General features: G+C 42.0%; 16 protein-coding genes and 1 riboswitch. Of the genes, 4 read left to right on the top strand and 12 right to left on the bottom strand.

Annotated elements, in window-relative coordinates; all coding sequences use genetic code 11:
* Positions 1 to 202: 202 nt before the first annotated feature.
* From R9C00_25740 to R9C00_25700, 9 genes are all read right to left on the bottom strand, one after another.
* The gene (locus R9C00_25740; protein ID WPO35101.1) at positions 203 to 1606 is read right to left on the bottom strand and encodes a tetratricopeptide repeat protein; all 1404 of its coding nucleotides are present in this window, start codon (positions 1604 to 1606) and stop codon (positions 203 to 205) included.
* Positions 1607 to 2065: 459 nt separating this feature from the next.
* Complete coding sequence (locus tag R9C00_25735; GenBank protein WPO35100.1) at positions 2066 to 3250, bottom strand: homoserine dehydrogenase; 1185 nt, start codon at positions 3248 to 3250, stop codon at positions 2066 to 2068.
* 89 nt (positions 3251 to 3339) lie between these two features.
* Positions 3340 to 4386, bottom strand: coding sequence for a homoserine O-acetyltransferase (metX, locus tag R9C00_25730; protein ID WPO35099.1), 1047 nt, complete (start codon positions 4384 to 4386; stop codon positions 3340 to 3342).
* A gap of 291 nt (positions 4387 to 4677) precedes the next feature.
* Positions 4678 to 5145 (bottom strand): OsmC family protein, encoded by a 468-nt coding sequence (locus R9C00_25725; protein WPO35098.1) that lies wholly within the window; start codon positions 5143 to 5145, stop codon positions 4678 to 4680.
* Between the two features lie 69 nt (positions 5146 to 5214).
* Positions 5215 to 6522 (bottom strand): O-acetylhomoserine aminocarboxypropyltransferase/cysteine synthase, encoded by a 1308-nt coding sequence (locus R9C00_25720; protein ID WPO35097.1) that lies wholly within the window; start codon positions 6520 to 6522, stop codon positions 5215 to 5217.
* A 259-nt stretch (positions 6523 to 6781) separates the two neighbouring features.
* A riboswitch (SAM riboswitch) is annotated at positions 6782 to 6893 on the bottom strand.
* Between the two features lie 314 nt (positions 6894 to 7207).
* Positions 7208 to 8035: a sialate O-acetylesterase gene (locus tag R9C00_25715; GenBank protein WPO35096.1), complete on the bottom strand. Its 828-nt coding sequence runs from the start codon at positions 8033 to 8035 to the stop codon at positions 7208 to 7210.
* A gap of 100 nt (positions 8036 to 8135) precedes the next feature.
* Entirely contained in the window at positions 8136 to 8606 is a 471-nt protein-coding gene (locus tag R9C00_25710; protein ID WPO35095.1) for a hypothetical protein, read from the bottom strand.
* A gap of 598 nt (positions 8607 to 9204) precedes the next feature.
* A complete protein-coding gene (locus R9C00_25705; GenBank protein WPO35094.1) occupies positions 9205 to 9498 on the bottom strand; it encodes a hypothetical protein in 294 nt (97 codons plus the stop codon).
* Between the two features lie 149 nt (positions 9499 to 9647).
* Positions 9648 to 12455, bottom strand: coding sequence for a glycosyl hydrolase (locus tag R9C00_25700; GenBank protein WPO35093.1), 2808 nt, complete (start codon positions 12453 to 12455; stop codon positions 9648 to 9650).
* A gap of 436 nt (positions 12456 to 12891) precedes the next feature.
* On the opposite strand from R9C00_25700, the gene zwf reads away from it, so the two are divergent.
* Both zwf and pgl read left to right on the top strand, forming a co-directional pair.
* Positions 12892 to 14400: a glucose-6-phosphate dehydrogenase gene (gene zwf, locus R9C00_25695; GenBank protein WPO35092.1), complete on the top strand. Its 1509-nt coding sequence runs from the start codon at positions 12892 to 12894 to the stop codon at positions 14398 to 14400.
* 136 nt (positions 14401 to 14536) lie between these two features.
* A complete protein-coding gene (gene pgl / locus R9C00_25690; GenBank protein ID WPO35091.1) occupies positions 14537 to 15247 on the top strand; it encodes a 6-phosphogluconolactonase in 711 nt (236 codons plus the stop codon).
* Positions 15248 to 15407: 160 nt separating this feature from the next.
* Here pgl and R9C00_25685 read toward each other — a convergent pair whose 3' ends face one another.
* Positions 15408 to 16322 (bottom strand): DUF6438 domain-containing protein, encoded by a 915-nt coding sequence (locus tag R9C00_25685; GenBank protein WPO35090.1) that lies wholly within the window; start codon positions 16320 to 16322, stop codon positions 15408 to 15410.
* A 471-nt stretch (positions 16323 to 16793) separates the two neighbouring features.
* Between R9C00_25685 and R9C00_25680 the strand changes: the two genes are divergently transcribed.
* A complete protein-coding gene (locus R9C00_25680; protein ID WPO35089.1) occupies positions 16794 to 17801 on the top strand; it encodes a transposase in 1008 nt (335 codons plus the stop codon).
* A gap of 78 nt (positions 17802 to 17879) precedes the next feature.
* Here R9C00_25680 and R9C00_25675 read toward each other — a convergent pair whose 3' ends face one another.
* Entirely contained in the window at positions 17880 to 18641 is a 762-nt protein-coding gene (locus R9C00_25675; protein WPO35088.1) for a Fic family protein, read from the bottom strand.
* Between the two features lie 203 nt (positions 18642 to 18844).
* Between R9C00_25675 and R9C00_25670 the strand changes: the two genes are divergently transcribed.
* On the top strand, positions 18845 to 19042 hold the full coding sequence (locus R9C00_25670) for a hypothetical protein (GenBank protein ID WPO35087.1): 198 nt from the start codon (positions 18845 to 18847) through the stop codon (positions 19040 to 19042).
* Positions 19043 to 19575: 533 nt separating this feature from the next.
* Here R9C00_25670 and R9C00_25665 read toward each other — a convergent pair.
* The gene (locus R9C00_25665) at positions 19576 to 20631 is read right to left on the bottom strand and encodes a serine hydrolase domain-containing protein (GenBank protein WPO35086.1); all 1056 of its coding nucleotides are present in this window, start codon (positions 20629 to 20631) and stop codon (positions 19576 to 19578) included.
* Between the last annotated feature and the right edge of the window lie 4 nt (positions 20632 to 20635).

The following is a 20635-nucleotide window of genomic DNA, read 5'->3' as shown; positions in this document are numbered from 1 at the left end:
CTTCCACCATTTAAAAACTGGAGTGGGGAGAAAAGGTTTTTGGCAATAAAAAAGCATGACTTGTTTCCAAGCCATGCTTTCAATTGTACATTTGTATTCTTTATAAATTCTTTACTACATGGGTGTTTTTGGAATTATTGCCGTATTTATTCTGGTCTTGCTTCTGATAAGGGTTTGGAATTATCCTCAGAAAAAGAAATAATTACAGTTCTTCCATGGAATCGTATTCTTTTTTCACGGCTTCCATTATATAACCAGAGATCCAACCTACATAACCAAGGCGGGCAAACACGAATTTCTTTTTCGGTCCTTCTGTATTGTATTGGGTCACTATTTCATCCAAAATGATAGAGCCTGCTATCAACTCTTCTCTACTAAAGTTTTCTTTTACCTTCAAAATATCTGCTTCTGCCTTTGCCTTTAAAGCCTTATCATCGATAGGATCTAGGTTAGGGTTGGTAATAATGCTGTAGTTTTTCATTATTTCTTGCCTAAACTTATGAATAGAAACAGCAGAAATAGGTACAAATGCTTCTTCGGCATGGTGAGGGTAAAGGTAGGTAGTCATTGCCCAAGCTACACCTCCCACCAAATGTACAACCGAGCGAGTTTTTAGCCCACGGTTTTTATCATATTGCTCCTTCAATTCTTTTCTTACATACTTTTTGGCTAGGAGCTTGGCGGCGCTGTCGTATCCAATTTGGTATTCTTTCATGCTTGCCTGTATCATTTCCGAAAGGGTTTTTGTACCGAAAGGAAAGCTCACAGGCTGGATTTTGTCTAAGTTTTCTCCTATCAAAAATCCACCTTTGGTGTTTCCGCTACCTATATCGATAGTAGAAGAAACTGCTCGGTATTTGGGCAAGGTAGTTCCTTTTATCACGAAGTAGGCTTCCTCTTCGGGGGTGATAAACTTTAATTTGGATTTTCCAATTTTTAGTTGTTCGCCGAATGCTTTTTCCAGCTTATCTAGCTTGTTTTGGTTCATCGCTTCCATCCTTACCCCACTACTTCCTACTATGAATATTCGCTCGTCTGGCAAATCGTATTTCGATTTTATTTCTTTGTAAAAAGTATTTACTGCCTCAGCTCCTTTGGCTATGGCCTCATCGGTAAGAGTTACCACATTTGGGTTGATCGAATTATCGTATTTTACCTTAAACTTATACTCGCCATCCATATTGAGGTACACCCCAATCACACTTGCTTTCACTCCTTTTGCCCCAATTTCTATACCAGCATAGAGCTGTTCTTTTTCCTCCACGCCGTCTAGCAGTGTTTTTACTGCCATTGCGCTGGTTTTCATTTTGAGCTTTTTGTACATCAAAAAAGCATCGGTGAGGTATTTGACTGCTTCTACGCTTCTGTGCTGGTCACGATAGAGCAAACCAAGGTTCTCATAAGCAGACGCTTCCCAATACTTGTTTTTTCCTTTGATGACTTTGAGAGCCCCCACTAGGTAAGATTCTGCATTTTCATATTGTTGGGCTTCACGTAGTGTGTTTCCAACTTTTATATATTGCAAGGCCTCCTCTTGGCTTATTTGCTGGGCAAATGATTGGGCGAGGATGAATGAACTGAGAATCAGTAAATAAATTTTTTTCATTGGAATTTTTAAGGTTTCTAGGTTGAGTGGATTCCTGTATTTTATTAAAACAAGATAACACAAAAAGCCTCATGGAACTAGCATTTCTTGAAGGCTCGCAACTATAACGCACTTGTATGTAGTTTATTAACCTCGTTGTTTTCTTACTTTTTTTTGAGGAGGAGGGGAGGATAAAAAAAAAGCCCCGATCATTGCTGGTCAGGGCTTCTAAAAATTGTCTGATTTGAAAGCTTAATATCCTGTAAACTAAGTTTTCGTGTTTTTATTAATAAAGCCTTTTGTTGATTTACTACCATAGTTACTAGTTTTCTACCTAGTTAAAACTAGAAGCTTTATTTGTTAAAACCCGTAACGAGCAACTAGCAACCGTCAGCAATGCCAAAAAGTGGAAAGAAGGGTGTCATTAAAACACTCGGTTACTTAGTTTACAATGTGCTTAAATTATAAGTCTTAGCTTGCCTAATCAGGCATTTCTACCAAGAAAGTACCTTCTTGTTGGAAGTAATCTGACCTTAAGAGACTACTAAGTTTCACCGAGCCTGTTACATAATTGATTGCTTCGCTTTCGTATTTCTCTTCCACAGAAATAAACTGTTCTCTTACAAATTGCTCCTTGTTGAGGTAGCGGAAAAATACTTTCACATCTACGTCAGTCGTGTATTTCAAGCCGTTGAGTTCGTGATATTTTCTGTACTCATAGCCGTAACCATAGCGCAAAGCGGCAATATCTGAAAGTACTGCCGAGCCAGTTGGATGGCCGCCAGCACCTTTGCCTCTAAAGAATTGCTTTTCGGAGAATGCAGCAGCCACGGTAACGCCATTGTATTCATTCTCTACTTCGTACAAGTAATCGTGTTCCTTCACAAATTGAGGAATCACGTAAAGAGTGATCTCATTATCGCTAACCCTTTTCACCTTCGGTACAAGCTTTATCTTCAATCCTTTTTCCCTAGCATACTGCATGTCGAACGGAGAAAGGTTTTGTATGCCATAGTTAAAAACCTCTTCTGGTTTCACTATTAGCCCAAAGCTATGTGCGGTAAGGATTACGAGTTTGTATTTGGCATCAAACCCTCCAACGTCTAAGGTTGGGTCGGTTTCGGCAAAGCCTAAGTCTTGTGCTTGCTTCAAGGCTACCTCATAGCTCAAACCTTCTTCAAATACTTTACTCAAGATATAGTTAGATGATCCATTGAAAATACCGCTTACTGAGTAAAGCAATTCCGTGTTGTAATATTCTTCTATAGTTCGGATGATGGGAATACTTCCGCATACCGCGCCTTCGTAGAGTAGGGAAGAGCCGGTTTCTTGCTGGAGCAATACAAATTCTTCGAGGTGCTCGGCAACCAATTTCTTGTTGGCACTTACCACTTCCTTGCCCGATTTCAGCGCAGAACTTACAATATTGTAAGCCACTTCTGCATCATCAATCAGCTCCACTATTACGTTCAGGTCTGGGTTTTCCAATATTTCCTCTTTGGTATAAGTGAAATAGCTGGCATCCAGTTTTCTTTTCTTGTTGCGGTCTTTTACAGCAATTTTATGAATATCTGCTGTGATTCCTTTGCTGTTGTTTAGTACGTCGTGAAGTCCCTGGCCTACACAGCCAAATCCAAAAAGTCCAATTTTGATATCCTTGCTCATAAGTGTAATTATTTGACCAGCTTGGTCAGTTCGTGGTTATTTTTTTAGTAAAAATGTTCAATATATGTGAAGCACCCACATAGAATAAATTATGACGAATGGTGCAATAGTTTTTTCTTTTTTTGCCTGAAAAAAGCTCGAAAGCTTTTCCTAAGCTTTTCTGTTTCTATCAAAAAGCCATCGTGCCCATACGTAGAGTTTATTTCCTCATAGGTTACATTTTTCACCCATCGGGCTATTAGCCGCTGCTCTGGAATAGGAAATAAAATATCGGAGGTGATACCAATTACGTGGGTGTAAGCCTCTATTTTTTCCAAGGTTTCTATCAAGTTACCTCGCCCTCGGCTTATGTTGTGGGTATCCATCACTTCCGAGATAGTCCAGTAAGTATAGGCGTTGAACCTATCTCCCAAGCGAGCACCTTTGTATTGTTGGTAGGCTGCCGCTTTGTAGTTCCCAATTTTCTCGTTATCGGGGTCTTCTTGTGTTTTTCGGTAGGTGTCGTAGTTTCGATACGAAAGCATGGCTGCTGCCCTAGCGGCTGCCATGCCGTTATGCCCTGCTTTTTCTCCACCAGTTATCCAAGTAGGGTCTGCTGCAATTGCCATCCGCTGCGCTTCATTGAAGGCGATGCCCCAAGGCGAGTGTTTGGCATTGGTAGAAACCAGAATCAGGTTTTCGCATACATCGGGCTTTTCCACCGCCCATTCCAAAGCCTGCTGCCCGCCTAGCGATCCGCCAATAAGTGTGTTTATTTGACGGATACCCAAGTGCTGCCTCAGTATTTCTAAGGAAGCCACCAAGTCTCTGACGGTCAGCTTAGGAAAATCGTGGTAATAGGGCTTGCCCGTTTTGGGATTAGTAGAAAGAGGACCGGTTGAACCATAGCATGATCCTAAAATGTTGGCACAGATTACAAAGTCGTCTTCTGGATTATAAAATTTCCCCTCTCCAAAAAGTCCGCCCCACCATTCGGTTACGTCGGCATTGCCCGTAAGCGCATGGCAGACCCAGATCACATTCGACTGGTCGGCATTGAGCTTTCCAAAGGTGCAGTAGGCTAGTTCAAAGCCCGGAAGCTTTCCTCCTGCTTCTAGGTGAAAGTCTTGTTCGTATGTAAAAAGGTAGTTCTGCATTAATTTATTATTGGTTAGAAATGCTGTGAATTTTTGTCGAAAAAGTGGCTCAAAAATAAGAATAGCCAGCAACCCAAAAGCCACCAGCTATCTACACATCATATTATCCTATATTTCTTACAACAGCACTTCATTTTTATTTCTTTTTTTAAACAACTAACTGATACGAGCCACACAAAACTGCTTTACTCGTCCTTCTATTATTATCAAGTATCTATTTTATGTGATTCTTGATAATCACTTGATTTAATTCTATTTACTTTCTTTTATCCAGAAACTAGTAACTCGCAACTAGACAATCGCCACTTCCTCCACTGGCTCTTTTTTTTCCACCCCAACGCTTATTGGCGTATGGTTCCGGATAGTATCGTTCACAGGGCAACGCTCCTCTACTTTTCTAAGCCATTCTTCCAGCACAAAACCATCTACATGTGTTTCAGCTTTTAGCCTTACTTCTATTTCTTTATACCCAGCCCTTTCCTCCGTTTGGATCCCGAAAAGCTTATCGGTGTTGAGCGATCCTTCAATGTCAATTTCCAATGATTTCAGGCTGAATCCCATTTCTAGGGCAACCAAATGCCCTATGCTGTTCAGGCAGCCTGCATAGCCAGCTAGCAAATATTCCACAGGGTTGGCAGCTTGATCGCTTCCCCCAAAATCGCGAGGTTGGTCTATGGTGATACGGAACCCTCTCGCACTTGCCACAAATCTAGTGGGGCTTTCCTTTTTTCCGCTTATTGAAAACTTTTTTGTACTCATTTTTTAGTCCTTTTTTAAGGATATTGAAGCACCTCCTCACTTAGGCAAGGAGGTGCTTAGTTGAATAGGTTATGAATTAAAAACTTTATCGAATGAAGCTTGCAAATCGGCTTTGATATCGTCGGCGTGCTCTATGCCTACCGAAAGCCTGAGTAAGTTTGGCAATACGCCTGCTGAGAGTTGCTCTTCGGGGGAAAGCTGCTGGTGCGTGGTAGAAGCTGGGTGGATGATCAAGGTTTTTGCATCGCCCACGTTTGCCAAGTGGCTGATAAGCTGAAGGCTATCCACAAATGCTTTCACCTTGTCCAAATCTCCTTTTAGCGTAAAGCTCAACACACCTCCAAAGCCGTTTTTCAAGTATTTTTTGCCCAATTCGTGGTGAGCACTGCTCTCCAAGCCAGGGTAGTTTACTTTCTCCACCAAGTCATGTGCTTCTAGCCATTTGGCTACTTCCAAGGTATTATCTACGTGCCTCTGCACCCTGAGGGAAAGCGTTTCCAAGCCCTGAAGTAACAAGAAAGAGTTGAAAGGGCTCAATGCAGGGCCGAAATCACGCAAGCCTTCTACTCGTGCCCTAATGATAAAAGCGATGTTTCCAAAAGGACCGCCTTCGCCAAATACTTCCCAAAACTTCAAGCCATGATAGCCTTCCGAAGGCTCGGTAAACTGAGGGAATTTGCCATTGCCCCAGTTGAATTTTCCAGAGTCAACGATCACGCCGCCAATAGATGTTCCATGTCCGCCAATCCACTTGGTAGCCGAAGCAGTTACCACAGCAGCACCGTGTTCTATAGGGCGGAAAAGATAACCACCTGCACCAAACGTGTTGTCCACTACTAGTGGGATGTTGTGCTTGTCAGCAAGTGCGGCAATCGCATCAAAATCTGGAATACTGAATTCTGGGTTGCCAATAGTTTCTAGGTAGATAGCCTTGGTATTTTCGTCTATCAACTGCTCAAAGCTTGCTGCTTTGTCTCCATCGGCAAATTTTACCGTGATGCCCAAGCGCTTAAATGCAACTTTGAACTGATTATAAGTGCCTCCATAAAGGAAAGAAGAAGACACAAAGTTATCTCCAGCCTCCAAGATATTATTTAAAGCGATGAACTGGGCTGCTTGCCCCGAACCAACTGCCAAAGCAGCAACGCCACCTTCCAATGCTGCTATTCGTTTCTCGAATACATCGGTGGTAGGGTTCATTATACGGGTATAGATATTTCCGAATTCTTTGAGGGCGAAAAGGTTAGCCCCGTGGTCAGAATCGTTGAATGTATAGGAAGTAGTTTGGTAAATAGGTACGGCTCTCGAGTTTGTAGTTGTATCTACTTCTTGGCCAGCGTGTAGCTGTAATGTTTCAAATTTTAAACTTTCAGACATTATAATGTGGGTTTAGATTAGGGTGAAGATATAGGTTTAAAAAGGCGGGAAGACACAAAAGGTCATCTCGCATATTTTTAAGGATGCACCAGTTTTCTTGGAAGAATTAGAAAAGGAAATTCAGGTAGAACGCCGGCGCTTTACTGCATACAACAACAGCAACACGTACAGCACGTGGTGTAGGTAGTAGCTCTTAGAGCTGCGTTTAACGGAACTGATTCTGAACTTTCTACTTGGATTGAGTTTTTCATTTTTTCTCAGTTTATATGTCCTAAAATAGATTTAGGCTGGGAATTAGCACCTTTTCCTTTCGGGTTGGAAGGTTGCTAGAGGATCTGCGAGCCCAGTCTCTCCTCTCTTCTTTATAAACCAAATGACACGTTACGTGCCTTGGGGTTTTATCGTGAACAAAGCAAGCATATGTTTGGTTCATTTCCAAGCCTTAAAAAGATTTTCTTTTGAAAACTGATTAGAATCAGGTTTGAGTTGAGGGTTTTCCTTGCCTAGGAAAAGGAAGTCAAATACGTCGTGGTCGTTTTTTTTACGCCCCCGACGCTTGGTTGGGAAATGGGGCAGAGTTAGGGAGTAGCTTGCAAAACGACAGGGGGCTTTTGGAAAGACCCCGTCGCTCGTTGCTTGAATACTTGGAAAATAGTGCAGAATCGTGATAACTATCTTACCTATTCTACTCCCCCTCCAGCGAAAGCATTTTTTCTGCGTATCGCTTTCCTAGTTCTCGCACTCCTTCCGAACTGAAATGCACACTGTCTTCTTGTACTGCACAACCGCTCGAAGGAATCACATAGGCAGTGGGGATAGCTTCTGGTAAGGTATCGATAATCTCGTTCATGATGGCGCATTTCCCACCTTGGTCGGCATGAGCTACTTCCCCAGCCAGCAGAGGTACATCTTCTGGGTTCAATGAAAGATCAGCGATCATGTTTTCATAGATCGTTTTCACATAGCTTGTCCATAAGGTATCTCCTGTATTGGTTTCTCCTTGGTGTAAAAGAATGCCTTTGATCACTCCATCTTTTTGGGCTTTTTTTGCGAGCTTAATAAGGCGTTTGTAGGGATTTCCTCCATATCCTTCTACTTTGTTCACAAACCAATCTTCGGGGTAGGTGGCTACATGGTCTTTGTAACTTTTTTTGTCAAACAGGCGGATGTCGCAACCTCCAATGGCCACGCTAATAACCCCTACCGTAATGTTTTCTGGAAGGTTTTTTACCATTGTTCTGCCAAAATAATCGGCAGGGGAGAGCCCTACAAAGCATTGGCTTAGCGGGGGAATAGCTGGGTACCAATTGCCTTTGGTTCTTTCCAAGTTAGAGCAGTCCATAGACGGCATCATTTTAAACCGGGCATCAACGGTTGAGTCTTGTTTTTCTATTTTTGCCGAGCCTTCCATGTTGGATTGCCCAAAGCATAGGTAGATATGGAAGTTTGGATTTTGGGCATGCAGGTTCATAGTGAGTAAAAGTAAAGTAACAAGGGTAAGCAAAGTTTTCATAGGTAGTAAGGTTTAAACATCTTCATAAAAACATATATCCTAAAATTAGTCCCAATAAATTGATTTCCAACTAAATTGGCAGATGCTGAATTGCTTTCTCCTACCCATAAAACTTTATCTTCACATCGAGTTGCCTGCCTTCTTCCAGTGCTTTTTTATCCATTCCTGAGCCTACGGCTAACCCGATTGCCATGCCAATAGGCAGCCCAATGCTCAGAAATGCCAAGTTTCCTAAAGCCATGCCAAAAGCTACGCCCATAGGCAAGCCAAATGCTGCCATGCCCAATCCCATCCATGTCGATTGGTAATAGCTTTGTGGTACGATTTTTAGCTCCTTTTCTAGCAATTTTACTATTCGTCCTTGCCCCTTTTTGATTTGCTTTTTGAGTTCTTTTCCACTCTCGGGGATAGAGTTGACAAGTTGGATTTCTTGGTTGATAACTCCAATAGTTTGCTCTGGAAGCTCTTTTTTTCTCAATGCTGCCAACACTTCCTCAAACTGGGTGTATATTTTGAATAATTTATCGTTTTGGTCAATGCTTGTTCTTGTTTTCAGTGTTTCTATCTCCATTTTTTTTAGAAAAGTAGGTTAAATGCTATGGGTATTAGTACTCTGTTTTTGTTGTTTAGGTTTCCTTTTAAAGCAAGATCTAAAGTTTTGAGACACGTCGTGGTCGTTTTTTTTTACGCCCACGACGCTATTCATTTGGTAGGATGCAAAGCAACGGGGGCTTTTGAAAAGACCCCGTTGTTGGCTCGCTTTCAAAATAATACCTTTCATTCTTCTATAAAAGCTGTAGAAAGAAAATACGTATTGTTTTCATCTTTAAAGCTGCCAAACCTCCACGTAGTGTCGTCAGAGGAAATTGTTAACCAAGCTCCAATATTTATCGCATAATCAAATTTTTTAGAGCTTTGGATAAGAGTTCCTTTAATTTGGCAGGGGTAGTGATCGAAGAGATGATGCCATTCAGAGCCATTTATAGGTTCAGATTCTTTGATAATTATTTCAATTTCATGCTCTATTAAACTCCATTCGGTACAGTCGATAGAATCCTTTGCATGAGGTTTGTAATAGTTTGATTTTATTGCTTCTTTTATTTCAAATACCTTTTTATGCTCAAACTTAGCTTTGACCTTTTGTGAATGTTTATAGTTATCAATTCGCCTTATTGAGATTTTATGAGGGTAGCCGACTCAAATTTGTCCTCGTTTAGCAAGAATTTTTTAGGTAAGCCTGATTCATTGTTGTAGATGAGCAAAATAGTATCTTTATCTATTGAGTAAGTTCCTTTGTGATACCCCAAGCCAATTTCAATAGAAAAATCACCATTTTGATAAAGGTTGATAGTTTCACTTCCTATCGCCAAATCATCAAATCCAGCATACTTTATCTCTTTTTTGTTTTGGCAAGACAGAATAGATGTACAAATGATAAAGAGTAATAGGTTATGTTTTTTCATTATGTAAGAAAGGTAAAGATTGAATTTTCCACACACGTCGTGGTCGTTTTTTTACGCCCACGACGCTTGAAAGGCTACCCACTTGGGATGGGCTGCTTAGCGACGGGGGCTTTTGAAAAGACCCCGTTGTTGGTTGCCTCGTCTCCCCTCTAATAAACCACCACAGGACCTACCAAGCCCGAAGGAAGCAGGCCTACTTCTTTGCTTCTCTTTCGCCATGTTTCTACGGTTGGGTTGCCTTCAAGGGAGCAGCAATAGTTATAGAGCAGCGTGGTGACTTTTATTTGTAGCTCGTTTTCCCCTTCTATGAGCATATCTGAGATATCGAATACTTTCTTGCCCCACCATTTTGTGCCTACCAATTGTTGGTTGATCCGCAGCTCTACTATCTCATGGGCTTTTCCCAGATCTAAGATGTTCAGTGATACATTTTCTGGGATGAAGCTGGTCGTATAGGTCACTGTTCCCGAAAAGTACTTGAGCTCTTCTATGTCTTTGAGGTCTGCGAGTTTGGTAAACTCTTTTTCAAAAGTTTCCTCTGTAATCGGTTGCTCAAAAGTGGCTTTCCAAGGGCCATTTATCGTTTGTCCATTTTCAAACATAGGAGCTTCTTCTGGCCGGGGGACATCAAACTGTCCTAGCGATTCAAATACCAACAGAATGGATTCGAGCGGAGCTAGGTCAAACTTTAGGATGTGGGGGACATTATGGGGGTAGAGGGTTCTTTCCCCTGTTTCAGGATTCCATCGCCAGGGCAGTTTTTTACCTGTGGGGAATTGCGCTTCAAACACGCTATTGTTCTCCCTGTCCATGTTGGCAAAAAAAACAATTTCCTTTTTTCCTGCCTGCTGATGGTTTACAAACACCTTGTGATGCGGTTCTGATAAGTTGACTTTTGGCACAAGGGAATGTTGCTTACAAATAACTTTTACCCATTTGGCAAGTTCCTGTTGGTTATCTTTGTCGTCGTCGGGGGGAGACTGAATAAGCTTGGCATCTGCGTTCATGGTCAGTTCCACTGCCTTTTTAAGCCTGTTAGCGGCATCAGGGCTGGATTGGTAGCCAGGGGCTTTATTGGGAAAAGAGCCTACAAAAAAGACCTTTCCGCCAGCCTTGGCAAATTCCACCAGTTTTTCAGCCGTTTCGGGGGGCATGTTTATCACATTGCAAATAAAAATAGCTTCGTAAGCCATGTGCCCACAAACCAATTTGTCTTTTTGCACACTTGCTTTTGTCACCACTTCGCAGTTCACAAAGTCGCTCATAAAGCCGTTGTGGTTAAATGCTTGCCAAAAGGAGTGCAAGTACCATGGGGTAAAGTTGAATGCGGTGCGGTCGAGGCCATCTTTGCTCCATACATCTGGCGTAGGGCCTAGCAAAGCTATTTGCCCAACAGGCTTACTTTCTTGGAATACATAACTAAGCCTTGCGGTGTAGTTTGCCCATGCTGGCATATAAGGCCACCATGTATTCTGGTCGCTGAAATACGTCCCATAGCGCACCCAGCCTGGGAAGCCGGCACTTGGAGGTGAGTAATTGTACCCATGCAAAATAGTATGGTTAATTCCCGTAGCAATGTTGAGATCTGTCGCTTGCTTTATGTATTCCAAAGAAGCTTGGAACACGCCCGAAGTATTGGTCATGGCTTCGGTGCTAATGACTTTTCTACCTTTTATATGACCACCCGAAGCTGCATACTTATTCCAAATAGCATAGCGGATATTGTCCACATCGCAGAAGTTTTGCCAACCAGCGTTAAAAAGCCATTGATCGCCTTCGGGAATATCTGGGGTGAGGTTTCCATCGAGCAAGTCGGTGTAAATCCATGGATGTCCGTAGGCTTGGTAGCGACTTTGGCAGGCATTGGAGTTGCACCAAAGGTGGAATGGCTGGACAAACCGTTCTTTAAAAAGCTCGGCCAGCGTAAGGCTATAATCGTATTTTACTTTTCTAAATTCCTTTTGGAAACTAGTTTCAGGGTTGAAATTTTTATCGAGTAGGAGAGGGAGATATTCGAATATTTCGTAGCCCCTTCTTTTTTCAAACTCTTGGGCAAGGTCCGAAGTCCAATTTGCCCCTTCAAGTTCTATACTGTCGCAAAAAAGCGAACGAATGCCGTTGCCCATCGATCCTTCAAAGAGTGGGTTCAGCGCATCGGAAATTCGGTCGAGGTACTTTTCTACAGCGTGGAGGTTGAAATGGTCTAGCACAGGGCCGGCTCCTCCGGGTGCACCGTGCATCACTTCCCTAAATTTATTTTTCCAAATTACCACATAAAGCTTGTGAGTGGCTTCGGGAGCTTCAAACTCTATTTTCCCCTTCTTTACAGGAAGGTCGCTGAGGTCTTTTTTTGCGCCAATAGCCCCCATGTGGTTTGGGATAAGGGCAATTTGCATGATCTTCTCATTTTCTTCATCTATTTTGGGTAGTTCGATACTTTGAGGGCCAGAACCGACTATGTCGATAATCTCTACACTTACGCCCTGAATAGTTTCGCTTTCTTCTAAAAACTCTCCCCCAAAAGGCCAGCCAGTCCCTACTATCAAATCCACCAGCATATTTCTTTTTTTGGCTTCGTCGCAGACAAACTTCACCATCTGGCACCATTCGTTGCTAAGCCAAACGAGCCCGGCTTCGGGGTCGGCCTCTGCTGTTTCGGGCATAGCTACGGGGTTTATTTCTACTCCGCCTATTCCTGCATTTTTCATCAGGTCTAGCTCTCTAAGTATTTCCTCTTTGCTGATATGGTTGCCGTTCCACCACCAGCGTACAAAAGGGCGAGCAAGGGCAGGGGGATGTTGGAAGCCTTTGAAAAAATCATCGTCTATGGGCCGGGCATCCTCGCTCATGCATCCTTGTAGCGTAGGCAAGCCCAAGAGCATTGCACCTGTTCCCAAGCCAGTAGTTTTCAAAAAAGATCTTCTGTCAATGGTGTTTTTTTCTTCTTCTATTGGCATACCAGGCTAGGTTATAAAAGTGGAGAATAGATCAGTGCCCAAAAGTTAGGAAAAAAGGATGGAAATGCCTGCTTCTATTTGGGGGGGAAGCCATGTTTTTACAAAAGAAAAAGAAGTGGTTTTTTCTGAAAAAAGGATTTATGAAGATTAAAGTTGTTTTTTAAGGGTTACTTGTTGCATTTTTGGGGCTATAAAGGAAAGTCTGGAATTAACACAGGATGTAGGTAATGGATTTTGAAAGGACATCTTCCAAGCTTATATTTTTTTCAAAATAAAGACTTTTTTCAATAGGAATCGGAAGCCGCAACTAGCTTATTAAATCTTCAAGACGAATTGCCAAAGGGTTAAGTTTTTAAAATTCCCAAACCTCCTAGGGGCTAAGGGGTTTTAACAAGGACTCCGTTCCGCAATTTTGTAAAAAGCTTAAATCAAATCGATGAAAAAAACTGAAAGTCAGATACTTGTAATTTTTGGGGCTTCGGGCGACCTTACAGCTCGGAAACTCATACCAGCGGTTTACCAATTACATAAAAATAACTTGTTGCCTAAAAATTTTGCCGTGGTAGGCGTGAGCCGTACCAAAATGACGGATGATGAATTTAGGGATAAGGTGGCGATTAGCAACGAGCATTTGCCTAGGGAAGAGAAGTTGGATGGTTTTCATGAGATGCTGTATTACCAACCGCTCAACACCAAAGATGCGGCAGATTATGAAAACCTGAGAACAAAACTGGAAGGTATCCAAAAGGAAAAAGATATCTCTTCCAATTATATATTTTACCTTTCTACCCCGCCAAGCCTTTTCGATACCATTAGTCATTGCCTGAAAGAGACAAAGCTAAGCAGCCAAGATAATGGGTGGAAAAGGGTAATTATTGAAAAGCCTTTTGGCTATGACCTAGAAACTGCCAAAGAGCTGAACCAACGCTTGCACCAGTATTTTGAAGAGTCGCAGATTTACCGAATAGACCATTATTTGGGCAAGGAGACGGTACAAAACGTATTGGTGACCCGCTTTGCCAATAGCATTTTTGAGCCACTTTGGAACAGGAATTACATCGACCATATAGAGATTACCTCGGCGGAGAGCGTAGGTGTGGAAAAAAGAGGAGGCTATTACGATAGCTCTGGAGCATTGCGAGATATGATCCAAAACCACTTGCTCCAGTTGGTGGCCCTGATAGCGATGGAACCGCCTACTTCGGTGTCGGCAAAATATATAAGGGATGAGAAAACGAAGCTTTTCCGCTCGTTGAAGCCACTTTCGCCAGACGATGTGAAAAACAACGTAATCCGTGGACAGTACCTTACTTCTAAGATAAAAGGAGATGTGGTGCCTGGGTATAGAGAAGAAGAGGGAGTGGATAAAAACTCAATGACGGAGACGTATTGCGCTATCAAGTTTTATATAGATAACTGGAGGTGGCAAGGAGTTCCTTTCTATGTTCGGTCGGGCAAGCGCCTTCCAACTAGGGTGACGGAAATTGTGATCCACTTTAAGCCAGTCCATTACCAGATATTCGACCAAAACCAAGGAAATGGGGACAATGTATTGATCCTCCGCATCCAGCCAAATGAAGGGATTTTGCTCAAGTTTGGGGTGAAAGTGCCGGGCGAAGGCTTTAAGGTGAAGGATGTGAACATGGATTTCCACTACTCGGAGCTGACCTCAACTGACTTGCCAGAGGCTTATGAAAGGCTTTTGCTCGACTGTATGCAAGGTGACGGTACGCTGTTTGCTCGTGGTGACGCTGTTGAAGCAGCTTGGGAGTTTGTAGAGCCAATTTTGAAAGCTTGGAAAGAAGACCCAACCATAAAGATGTATGGCTATCCTGCGGGTACATGGGGACCTGAGCCTGCCGACGATTTGATAGAAGGTGAAAACGAAATTTGGAGATACCCTTGTAAAAACCTAACAAACGACGGTAATTTCTGTGAGCTTTAGAATTGTTTCAGGTTTCAAGTTACAGGTTATTAAAATCCATAAACTTGTAACTTGAAACTTTTCAAACAAGTCCATTCTTTAATCCGATTTTTGAAGGGCTTGGGAAAGATTCATTATTACTTTAAACCCTATTACATTGAAACCAGAACTAAAAATATATCCTGATAAACAGGCGCTTTCAAAAGACTTTGCCAAAGAGCTTAAAATGCTCATCAATTCAAAAGACAAGGTGACTATCGCCCTTTCGGGAGGAAGCACGCCCAAGATCATTTTTGATATCATTGCCGAAGAAGCAGCGGAAGCCATCAAATGGGAAAATGTACATTTCTACTGGGTGGACGAGCGTTGTGTCCCCCCGACAGATTCGGATAGCAACTATAAAATGACGGTAGACCATTTGCTGAGTAAGGTGAATATCCCCAAAGGGAATGTGCACAGAATGGTAGGGGAGAATACTCCTGCCGAGGAGGCAACTCGCTATGCCAAGGAAATAGAAGCGGGAGTGCCTGCGGTAAACGGCGTGCCTCAGTTCGACTTGGTGCTGCTAGGCATGGGCGACGATGGGCATACGGCTTCGGTATTTCCTTACCAAATTAACCTTTGGGACTCGCCAAACCTGTGTGAAGTGGCGGCACATCCTGAGTCGGGGCAAAATAGGATAACCATTACTGGAAAAGTAATTAACCATGCCAAGCAAATTGCCTTTTTGGTGACGGGCAAGGGAAAAGCCGAGAAAGTAAGGGTAATTACCAAAGAAGAAGCGGGGGCAGAGCAGTTCCCTGCATCGCTCGTAAGCAAAGAAAACCTGACCTGGTATTTGGACAAAGAAGCGGCAGGAGAAATTTAACGATTTGCTTTGGAGCTAAATGAATTTACTGAGAGGAAGCCTTTTTTGGGCTTCCTTTTTTTTAGTGCTTGTTTGGGTCGGGTGGATGCTCACCTGAGTTTAGTAGGAGCTCTTCGGAATTGCAAACCTCGAACAGCGGGTTAGAGGGGCTTAGCTTTTTTTAATTCATAGAACAGTATGGATTTGCCTGCCAATTTCCTTTAAAAACCTTCGTCTTAAAGCTTAAAGGAGTTTGGATTGCTTGCATATCAATAATATCATCTAATGTATCTAAGTAATTCCACAATGGTAATAAGCGAGTATCAACCCTATCATGGCCATTGAGCAATTTTAATTGATAACTCATACCTACATCTACGATCATATGGACTAACCTTAAATGTTCACCACTAATTTCTGGAGACTGATAAAATGTTCTCAACTCATTTTTTGTAGCCTTATTTAAGAGAGAGCCTATTGTTTTAAGTTGTTCTTCAGTTAAAGTTCCTACATGGAATCCTTGATATTTGGCATAACTATTTATACCGTTATACTTTACGTTTCCTTTTCGATCAATCTCAAGCTGTTGTTCATTACAACTCCCCCAACATGAACTGAAAGAGATAGAGATTGAATTAAACGACATGCTTTCTGAGCTATCTATATCATCATTATAAAATAGAAGTTCTTTTTCAGGCAAAGTAAAATCCCCTAGAACTGGAATATTGAAATCTAAATACTCCTCTAGACTAATTTTAAGGGTATCGGCAGTTAAATAAGTTATTGTACCAAAGAGCTTTTTCTTCTTGTTGATTTGAAGGTAGATTCTATCATTTTCTATTGATGCTATCCTTTCATTTCCTTTACGATCCGTATCACTTCCATTGAAAAATATAATTCCACTTTCATATATACTTGTGTCTATTCGAAAAATGGACTCATCTAGATAAAAATATTCATTTGTGAGAAGGCTCCAATCTTTATTTACTAAATCCTGTTTGGAGATAGTTATTTCATCCTTAGAACATGCAGAAATCAATAGTAGCTTAAGAATGAGAAGTGTGTAAAAAAGCTCCTTTAGTTTAAAATCTCTCATTAGTTATTTATTATTTCGCTTTCAAGTTTAAAACGATCTTCAGCGTTTCGCTGAACTTTCAGAAATATTCTTAAGTTGACGACATTGAGCCTCCGCTCGGACTTTTGAGGTATTGATTTAAATATGCAGACCTCCCATCTGTCCTAAAAGATGATATGGCTTTTCAATAATAGTTTTCTGTTTTCAATTGCTATCTTGTTTGGGTCGAGCGGATGCTCGCCCCACCTTAGATTTGTGCAGTTGTATTATTCGAAGGATTGTGTTTAATTGTAAAACCTTAATTTCCTTTTGGCCAAGGGGGGCATGGGCGACTCAACTCGCTCCACGAACAAGATTCATCCCACTGCTGGATGCCCGTGTCCCCTCCCGTGCCCAGGCCTGTATAAGAGTTTGCCACCGTTAAGGTAGTTAGGCTACGCACCAGGTCCTTGGCCTCTAGGTTTTTTGTCCAACATAAAAATACGGATAACCATGGAATTTAAAAACTTTATCGGCATCGACATCAGCAAAGACACCATCGACCTGGCCCTCTTGGCCGAACATGGAGAGCTTGTCAACCTCAAATGGGACAACGACGGGAAAGCCCTGGGCAAAGGGCTCAAGTCCCTGTTCAGGGAGCACGGGCTAGGCAAAGAAGACACCTTGCTATGTGCCGAGCACACAGGACAGTTCGGCAACAAGCTGATGGAAGTGTCCCTGGACCTGGGGCTTTGCCTCTGGATGGAATCACCTTATTCCATCTCCCGCTCGCAGGGAATGACAAGGGGAAAGGACGACAAGGTGGATGCCGAGAGGATCGCCGGCTATGCCAAGCGGTTCGCCGACAAGGCAAGATTGGTAAAGCCTACACCCAAGACTATCAATAAGTTAAAGCTTTTGTCCTCTGAGCGGGAACTTGCCATGAAGGATCTCTCGAAATACAAAGGGCAGCTAAAACAGGAGAAAGGGTTTCTGGACAAAGAGTATTTCAAGGAAAAAGAAAAGAGGGTGAAGAAGCTCATCGCCCTCTATAAAAAAACGGTCGAGGAGATAGAGGAACAGATAGCCCAGTTGATAGAGGACGACCCGGACATCAAGGACAGTTTCGACAAGATCGTCTCCGTGGAGGGCGTGGGAAAGCAGACGGCCATCGCCACGATAGTGGCCACGGAAAACTTCCAGAAATTTGACGACCCCAAGAAGTTTGCCTGCCACATCGGCTGCGCCCCGTTCAGGTACGTGTCGGGCAGCAGCATCCGCTCACGCAACAAGGTCTCGCAAAAAGCCAACAAGGACCTGAAGAAAATATTCCACATGGCGGCACTCTCCACCCTGAGGACAAAGGGGGAGCTGCGAAAATATTACGACCGCAAAGTGGAGGAGGGCAAGCACAAGATGTCCGTCATAAACGCCATCCGATCAAAGCTCGTCCACCGCATCTTTGCGGTCATTAACCAAAACAGGAAATATGAAAAAATTTATACGCATTCCCTTGTTTAAACCATAAGAGTAGTGGGGTGGATCGGGTGGATGCTCGCCTCCAGTGAGATGTTTCTTTGTATTATGTCGTGTTGTACTTTATTTCAGGCAATTTGGTAACATTTCTAAAAATCCAATACATCTATCATAATTCAATTCATAAAAATTGACTCCTAGATTAATGGTTTCATAATATCTTGCTTGATTCTTTTTATAGAATTCTTCTGAAGGTATTTTCCAAAAATCACGTCCTAATTTTTCTGAAACAAACCATTTTTCTATAAGTCGAGCTGCTCTACCATTTCCGTCCCGAAATGGATGAATATGAGCAAATCGTAAATGTATTAAAGATGCAAAATAAAAGACTTCAATTTCGTCAAGTTCTGATTCTAATAATTCATTAATGTCCTCAAAAAGCATATTCATTTCTTTAGCAACAAGTTCAGGTTCAACTGCCATATATGCTAATCCAGATTTTCCAAAAACACCAACCTGTTCAATTCTATACTTTCCTCTTTTACTTCTGATCAATAATGTGTCTGAAAATATTTTATGACAAGTCAATAAGTTTTTCTCATTCAATTTGTTGTTTTGCGCAAATTCATAAGCTTCAATCAAATCTTGAATTTCTTCGATTTCTTTTCCTACCTTGAATTTATCCTTATTCAGTTCATAATTCATGAAAGAATTTAAGTCAATACTATTTCCTTCAATATTTGATGAATAAACTGCTGAGGACTTTGTCAAATATTCAAATCCTCCACTATTCTCTGAAAAATCAAAACCCTTTATCAATAGAGAAACTTCACCTCCAATTGAATGCTTATATGTGTCTAAATATCTTCTTTCTGTTATTCTCATTTATTCAAACTATTTAAACACAAATATACTCAAATTACATATCGTATTCTTTGGGTATTATTCCTGCATGAAGCCCAACGTTCTGTGTATGGTGCGTATCCCGAAGGGTATGCACTATACACCGTGTGTGCGCCTTGAATGGTGAATATAGCTCATGAACTTGAGTGTTCCAAAGGGTGAAAGACTGGGCGTCCCCGACCCGTATGCGCGGGAGTCGTACCCGAAGCAAAGCAAGTGGCAAGGTTGCTTGGGGCGACCCAAGGACTGAAGTAATCGGACCGCCGAAGCGGCCAGACTGCGGTATCTGTACTGACATTCCTGAGAACGGGAGTTCGAAAGGACATCACGAAGTGAGGAACTGGATACAGAGGCTATCAGAACTGGGCGTCCCCGCCGGATGAGGTACCACATGCTGCCGAAGTCCAAAGCCCTGATTTCGATTGGGGACAGTGCCGAAATAGTAGATCCAGCGGGGATAGATACAAGCCACCGTGGCAGCGGGATATCCACCTTACCGAGAGGGCAGAGCGTAAAGAAATTGTCTAGTAGACAATTTTAGCGATGAGCCAGGTTGTAGGGGAGGGGATTCTGGAAACGAAGTTGAGAAGTCACAGGGACGCCTGCCGGCAGAGGTCATAGTAGTCAACGGGAAAAGAGCCGATGGAAGACTCGGAGTTCTCACGGGTTGACGAAGGGCTGAACGTTAAGTTGCCCAAAATTCGATAGGGAGGCTAAGCTAGCCCTATCTTAAACTACGGCAAAGGCATAGTTGGTGTAAAGAGCGACTATGCTATGCTTGACGAACCGCCCAGTACGAGATCGGGGACGCCTAGTCCGTACGCTGGGTGGTGGACCGGGCTGGCGTTCCAGGGGCACGCCTAGTGAGGTGCACCGTGGGCTTATGGCTCACGGCCGCCTACTCGATTGTGTGCAGTTATTTTATTCCTCTTTTAATATTCAGAGCTAATTTTTCAAGTTTATCATCTATGCCTTCAAAACTTGCGTTCGATAAAACAGCAATTCCAATGTTAGATTTTGGAAATACCATAAGCCAATTCTGCATTCCCCAAATTCCGCCATGGTGACGATAGCAAACTTCATTTTCTATTTCTACGATATTCCAATGATATCCTATATCAAAATCGTATTGGGTGCTGAAGAAATTCTTGTGAGATTCTTCAATTTCTGGTATTGATTCATTCAAATGATATTTGATATACTTTATTAAATCACTTGTGTTTGAGTGAATTCCTGCAATTCCACCCCAAAGATTGTTTTGATAATGCTCTTGCGGTTCTTTCTCACCGTTGTAGCCTTGTATCAACAAATTTTTATCTTTTGCATTGAGGACAAATTTGGTGTCTATCATTTGGTTCGGTTTTAAGATATATTCCTCAATAAGTTCTTGGTATGGAATTCCATAAGCTTTTTCAAGAATGTACGCAGCTATTTCAGGCGCAGTATTTGAATAGTGGAATTCCGTTCCAGGTTTTGAGCTAATTTCTACTTGATGCAATCCATTCCAAAATGCTTTCTTGTTTTCTCCAGCAGGTGGGAAATTAGGGAAACCACCTGTGTGTGTAATAATATCTTTAATAGTGACTTTTTCTCTATCATATTGGAAATTGGAATATTCTTGTGGTAAATAATCCCTGATATCATCATCAAGCGAAATTTTGCCATCAAGAACGGCTTTAGCAACCATTGTTCCAGTAAAGGTTTTAGTTACAGAAGCCAATTCATAAAGAGTAGAGTCAGTTGGTGGGTTTTTCTTGTTTGGATTTTGCTCTCCAAAATGGAATGTAGATTCTTTTCCATTATTATAAAGCGCAATAGAAACCGAATGAATTCTATCGTCATCCAAAAATTCATTAGCAAAGTATTCAACAATTTCCTTAGTGCTTCCATTCTTGAATTCTTTCTTTTGTTTACAGCTAATTATTGAAAAAGTAACAAGTACTAGAAGTATTTTTATTATATTTTTTGTCAAAGCT

It is taken from the genome of Flammeovirgaceae bacterium SG7u.111, from assembly GCA_034044135.1.
In the GTDB taxonomy this organism is placed as follows: Bacteria; Bacteroidota; Bacteroidia; order Cytophagales; family Flammeovirgaceae.
The sequence above is the reverse complement of the archived record's forward strand: the minus strand, read 5'-3'. Positions and strand labels throughout refer to the sequence as shown.

What these genes read in the sequence shown, in the direction of transcription:
- R9C00_25715 (WPO35096.1), bottom strand. Translation starts at nt 8,035, where the DNA reads ATGAAAACTTTGCTTACCCTTGTTACTTTACTTTTACTCACTATGAAC.
- metX (WPO35099.1), bottom strand. Translation starts at nt 4,386, where the DNA reads ATGCAGAACTACCTTTTTACATACGAACAAGACTTTCACCTAGAAGCA.
- R9C00_25680 (WPO35089.1), top strand. Translation starts at nt 16,794, where the DNA reads ATGGAATTTAAAAACTTTATCGGCATCGACATCAGCAAAGACACCATC.
- R9C00_25720 (WPO35097.1), bottom strand. Translation starts at nt 6,522, where the DNA reads ATGTCTGAAAGTTTAAAATTTGAAACATTACAGCTACACGCTGGCCAA.
- R9C00_25675 (WPO35088.1), bottom strand. Translation starts at nt 18,641, where the DNA reads ATGAGAATAACAGAAAGAAGATATTTAGACACATATAAGCATTCAATT.
- R9C00_25705 (WPO35094.1), bottom strand. Translation starts at nt 9,498, where the DNA reads ATGAAAAAACATAACCTATTACTCTTTATCATTTGTACATCTATTCTG.
- R9C00_25700 (WPO35093.1), bottom strand. Translation starts at nt 12,455, where the DNA reads ATGCCAATAGAAGAAGAAAAAAACACCATTGACAGAAGATCTTTTTTG.
- R9C00_25725 (WPO35098.1), bottom strand. Translation starts at nt 5,145, where the DNA reads ATGAGTACAAAAAAGTTTTCAATAAGCGGAAAAAAGGAAAGCCCCACT.
- R9C00_25710 (WPO35095.1), bottom strand. Translation starts at nt 8,606, where the DNA reads ATGGAGATAGAAACACTGAAAACAAGAACAAGCATTGACCAAAACGAT.
- R9C00_25740 (WPO35101.1), bottom strand. Translation starts at nt 1,606, where the DNA reads ATGAAAAAAATTTATTTACTGATTCTCAGTTCATTCATCCTCGCCCAA.
- R9C00_25735 (WPO35100.1), bottom strand. Translation starts at nt 3,250, where the DNA reads ATGAGCAAGGATATCAAAATTGGACTTTTTGGATTTGGCTGTGTAGGC.
- zwf (WPO35092.1), top strand. Translation starts at nt 12,892, where the DNA reads ATGAAAAAAACTGAAAGTCAGATACTTGTAATTTTTGGGGCTTCGGGC.
- R9C00_25670 (WPO35087.1), top strand. Translation starts at nt 18,845, where the DNA reads ATGCGCGGGAGTCGTACCCGAAGCAAAGCAAGTGGCAAGGTTGCTTGG.
- R9C00_25685 (WPO35090.1), bottom strand. Translation starts at nt 16,322, where the DNA reads ATGAGAGATTTTAAACTAAAGGAGCTTTTTTACACACTTCTCATTCTT.